6 protein-coding genes are annotated in these 4,867 nt (G+C 42.0%); 3 read left to right on the top strand and 3 right to left on the bottom strand.

Annotation, left to right across the window (positions count from 1 at the left end; translation table 11 throughout):
- A partial coding sequence (locus WBJ10_RS15705) for a lactonase family protein (protein ID WP_424291980.1) occupies positions 1 to 381 on the top strand: 381 nt, incomplete at its 5' end.
- Here WBJ10_RS15705 and WBJ10_RS15700 read toward each other — a convergent pair.
- Positions 368 to 583 (bottom strand): hypothetical protein, encoded by a 216-nt coding sequence (locus WBJ10_RS15700; RefSeq protein ID WP_424291978.1) that lies wholly within the window; start codon positions 581 to 583, stop codon positions 368 to 370. The two genes, WBJ10_RS15705 and WBJ10_RS15700, sit on opposite strands and share 14 nt — an antisense overlap.
- Before the next feature lie 173 nt (positions 584 to 756).
- On the opposite strand from WBJ10_RS15700, the gene WBJ10_RS15695 reads away from it, so the two are divergent.
- Positions 757 to 1,515 (top strand): DUF72 domain-containing protein, encoded by a 759-nt coding sequence (locus tag WBJ10_RS15695; RefSeq protein ID WP_424291976.1) that lies wholly within the window; start codon positions 757 to 759, stop codon positions 1,513 to 1,515.
- 48 nt (positions 1,516 to 1,563) lie between these two features.
- On the opposite strand, the gene WBJ10_RS15690 is transcribed toward WBJ10_RS15695, so the two are convergent.
- Positions 1,564 to 3,159, bottom strand: coding sequence for an ATP-dependent DNA ligase (locus WBJ10_RS15690; protein ID WP_424291974.1), 1,596 nt, complete (start codon positions 3,157 to 3,159; stop codon positions 1,564 to 1,566).
- Positions 3,156 to 4,181 carry a ligase-associated DNA damage response exonuclease gene (locus WBJ10_RS15685; RefSeq protein ID WP_424291972.1) on the bottom strand — a complete coding sequence of 342 codons (1,026 nt, stop codon included), beginning with the start codon at positions 4,179 to 4,181 and terminating at the stop codon, positions 3,156 to 3,158. The genes WBJ10_RS15690 and WBJ10_RS15685 overlap by 4 nt, the downstream gene beginning before the upstream one ends.
- Positions 4,182 to 4,286: 105 nt before the next feature.
- Here WBJ10_RS15685 and lepB point away from each other — a divergent pair.
- On the top strand, positions 4,287 to 4,867 hold a 581-nt coding region (gene lepB, locus WBJ10_RS15680), incomplete at its 3' end, for a signal peptidase I (RefSeq protein WP_424291970.1).

Raw genomic sequence — 4,867 nt, 5'->3', positions numbered from 1 at the left:
AAAGGAAAAATCGATTTAATCCAAACGATCAAGATGGCCGATGCGAGTTATACCGGTAAACCGGATGGGGCAGATATTCAGGTATCTGCTGATGGAAAATTCCTGTACGCAAATACCCGTAATGTATTGAACGAGATTGCCATCTATTCTATTGATAAGAAGACTGGAAAATTAACAGTTATTGGAAGACAGCCGATAGGAGGTAAGAGTTGTCGTACTTTTGATATAGATCCATCGGGTAACTGGATGTTGGTTACCAGTCAGGGGACTAATGAGATAATTTTCTTTAAGAGAGATCAGGAAACCGGTTTATTAACGCCAACTGGCCAGAAAATTCAACACGACAGACCTTCTTTGGTGAAGTTTGTTAAAATGGACTAAGAAGAGGAATAAGTACCTGTATAATAAAGAGGAGCCCGGTTTTGGAGTTCCTCTTTTTTTTCTCCTTGCGCTCATTCTTTCTCTGTTCCCTTTCCAACTTCCGTTGTTCCTTCTTGCTCAGTGGTTTAACCTTTTGTGTTTCCGGGCTGCCTAAAGTAAAGCCTACACTTTCCTTTAAACCAGAAAAAAGGCTTTTCCACATCAGGTTTTATTCCATTATCCTCATTAAGCATACACTAAGGAGAACAAAATTCATAATTAAAAGTTTAGGACCGAATTTCTTACCGGGTTTGTGTAGTCATTCCTTAAATCTGTATTGGTAAAACGGAACCTCGGAAATCGAAACCATATCCCATCTCTCCCTGTTATCACCACATGAGTTTACCAAAAAAATTTTACTCAGGAACTAGTGGCATGGCCTTGCCAGTGCCGAATAAGGCCGAATATCCTCTGGAATTTCAGAATGGATCCCGATTGGCGTATTACTCCCATTTGTTTAATAGTATTGAAGTAAATAGTTCTTTCTATAAAATTCCCATGGCACGGACCGTTGCTAAATGGACGGCAGAAGTTCCGGGTGGATTCAGATTTACCTATAAACTCTGGCGGGATATTACCCATGTTAAAGACCTGTTATTTAAAGATGACGATGTACATCGCTTTATGCAGGTAATAAATACAGCTGTTGATAAGAAGGGATGTTTATTAGTTCAATTTCCTCCCAAACTGGGCTTGTCTGCTTTTAGACAGGTAGAAAGACTCCTCATTAATATTCGCGAGGTGGATCCTGATTCTGAATGGGCAGTTTTTCTGGAGTTCCGGAAAGGACATTGGTATACTGAAGAAACCCACCAGATGCTTGAAAATTATAATGCAAACATCGTATTACATGATAAAGCGGGTTCTCAAATGGATTTTATCGAACAAGATGGGCCGAATGTGTATCTGAGGTTTCACGGACCCGGGGGCAATTACCGTGGCTCTTATTCGGAAGACTTCTTGTATGAGTATTCTCAATACGTTAAATCATGGTTAGAGGATGGAAAAACAGTTTATGCCTATTTTAACAATACAATGGGTGATGCGGTTCAAAACTTAATTACCCTGAATGAGTATGTCATTACAGATCATTAAAAAACCCGTTCAATTTATAACGGTTATCACTTCGAAAACGTGTTAGTTTTATCCAAATTGATCCAGCAATATCCGGAGATTTTCAATAGTGTCGGCTTCCTGAACGGTTTTATCTAACCGCCAACTTAGTATTCTTGGAAACCGTACAGCTATGCCGGATTTATGCCGGCTCGATGCATTTATTCCTTCGAATCCGATTTCAAAAACAAGCTTTGCCTTAACCGTTCTTACCGGCCCAAATTTTTCTAAGGTATTTCGCTTTATAAAGTAATCGACCTTTCCGATTTCTTTGTCGGTTAACCCTGAATATGCTTTGGCAAATGGAACGAGTTTATCGCCATCCCAAACTGCAAAAGTGTAGTCGGTATACAGTTCGGCTCTACGTCCGCTACCTTTTTGAGCGTACACCAACACAGCGTCGATGCTGAGTGGATCTGTTTTCCACTTCCACCAATCGCCTTTTTTACGGCCTGTAAGATATTTTGCTTCTTTGTGCTTTAGCATGAATCCTTCAGCAGCGAATTCCCTGGCCCGCAAATGAAGCTCTTTTAGTTCTCGCCAGTGATCGAATTCGATGAGAGGCGATAGTTTTAGCACAGCAGGAATGGAAGCCGAATCAACAATGTTTTCAAGGATTTTTCGTCGTTCCTGCTGTTCCTTATTTCGAACATCTTCCCCTTCGAATTCCATGATATCATAAGCTATGAAAACCGCGGGCGCTTCCTCGAGAATCTTTTTGGTGAGATTCTTACGCCCGATACGCGTTTGTAACACATTAAACGACAAAGGTTTGGTATCCCCAAAGCATATTAATTCTCCATCAAGGACAGTTCCCTCAGGCAAATGATCTTTTAGTATAAGAAGTTCAGGGAATTTATCGGTTATTAATTCCTCGCCTCGCGACCAGATATACAATTCGCCGTTCCGGTAAATCATCTGCGACCGGATTCCGTCCCACTTCCATTCCACGAACCATTTGTGGTGCTCTCCAAGATCATCCACTGTTCCCTGGATGGCATATGAAAGGTAAAAAGGATAGGGTTTGGAAAGTTCGTCGGCTGGATTCTCCTGATGAATAAGCTCTTTGTAAGAAGTGCTGCCCGGTTCCCATGAACCCATAAGTCTGTGGGATATAATTGCCGGCGTGCTTTCACTGATTTCAGCAATGGCTCTGGTTACTAATGTTTGTGAAACACCGATACGAAAGCTACCCATGAGAAGTTTGTTAAATACAAAAATTTCAAAGGCCGAAAGCTGCATCCATGCATTTAAAATAAATTTTTTCTTTTCTTCATCGGTCGCGTCTTTAAGTGCTGCCAGTGCTCCAAACCATTCCGCCAGGGTCTTTTCATCTCCAGTTTCCGTAGGTTGAGGTAAAATTAGCGAAACGGTTTCAGCAAGATCACCGACACTCGCGTAACTTTCCCTAAAGAGCCAGTGCGGTATCCCCGCCAGCTCCAGAGCCCATTCTTGTACTTGTGCGGATTTAATCTTTCGAGGTGGCCTTCTTCCAGTGAATAACGCAAGTGCCCAGATTTTATCTCCATCAGATGCCGACAGAAAATATCCCTTGAGAAGTTCAACTTTTTCATTGGTCTTGTTAGTTCGGTCGAGTTGAAGGAAAAGTTCAGTAAAACGCTTCATGTCGTAATGATTATTTCTTCCTCTGCATTTTCTTCTTCCTGCCCATACATGGTCTTGACTTCAGCGGCTTCTATACCTTTTTCATTGAGCCATCGGGAATAGGTTGCTGTATATCCATGTGTAACATAAACCTTTTGCGCGTTCGTTTCAGCAATAGCTGTTTCTAAATCGCTCCAGTCGGCATGGTCAGACAAGACAAATCCCCGGTCAATGGATTTTCTATTCTTTGCACCCCTTACGGCCATCCACCCGGAACAATAGCCTGTTGAATAGGGTTCAAACTTCTTGATCCAGCTGGTATTCAAGACCGACCCGGGCGCAAGGATCAGCGCGCCTTTGAATAGTTTCCGGTCTGTATCACGCGTAATCAGAGGGATAAACGGAAGATCGTGTCCAGCGGCTCTTAACCGTTCGTTCATGTTGAATGTAGCTCCATGTGCATAAACAGGGCCGTCAAATGGCTGGAGATTCTGGATCAGGCGCTGCATTTTACCCAGTGAGTAGCCCATCAAAATGCTCGATTTATCATTTAATCTATTTTGAAGCCACCATTCACGTATGTCGTCCATAACGATTCTTTGTTCCGGCCATTTATAAATTGGCAACCCAAACGTAGACTCGGTTATAAATACATCACATTTTACCGGCTCGAAGGGTGCAGAAAATCCATCGTCTTGCAGCTTGTAATCACCGCTGGCCACCCATACCTCATTCTTGTGTTCAACCCTCACTTGGGCAGAACCTAAAATATGGCCTGCAGGATGAAGGGAAAACTTGACATTATTTATGTTGAATTCTTGACCATATTCGACCGTCTGGAGGGAAATATCTTCTCCTAAACGGAGGCGTAAAATGCTTTCTGAATCTTTATGAGCCAGATAATGTTTACATCCGAACTTAGCGTGATCACTATGTGCGTGGGTAATAATTGCACGGTCAACAGGCTTCCACGGATCGATATGTATTTCTGCTGTCGGGCAATATATACTGGTCGGCGTGAATTTTAATAGAGAGTTTTTCATTTCGCAGCTTGATAAATACAACACCGGAAGGTTTATACAGTTTGGATGTTGCCGAAAATGTAACAATATATTCAGCCAAGCATCATATAAATCAAAAGCTAGGTTATGAAAATTCCATTTCTCGCCCGCCATAAGTTTTTCGCGAATGGCGAAACTTCAAAAACTAAAAGCAAATCAAGAGAGTGGCTCGATGCTTTATTATTCGCCGTAATTGCCGCAACAGTAATTCGAGGCCTTCTGTTTTCTGCTTATGCGGTCCCTACCGGATCAATGGAAGGAACTATTTTAACTGGCGATTATATGTTTGTCAGTAAGATTTCTTACGGTCCGCGCATGCCCATAACTCCAATATCAGTTCCCTTTTTGCAATCGAGAATTGGGGAGTCGAAATTTAAGACTTATTGGGATGTCATCCAGCTTCCCTATTTTAGATTACCCGGTCTCGGTAATGTGGAAAGGGGCGACGTAGTGGTTTTCAATTACCCCCCTGACGCGAGAAATAATCCGACAGATATGCGAATACATTATGTAAAGCGCTGTTTGGGGCTTCCAGGAGATATTATTTCAATGGTAAATGCTCAAGCGTTTATCAATGATGAAATATTTAGAAATGCTCCTAAAGCTCAAACTTCCTTCCTGGTTAAAACTGATGGTAATAGTATAAACCCGGAGTTGCTCAAGGATTT

It is taken from the genome of Daejeonella sp. (assembly GCF_049655485.1).
In the GTDB taxonomy this organism is placed as follows: Bacteria; Bacteroidota; Bacteroidia; order Sphingobacteriales; family Sphingobacteriaceae; genus Daejeonella.
The sequence above is the reverse complement of the archived record's forward strand: the minus strand, read 5'-3'. Positions and strand labels throughout refer to the sequence as shown.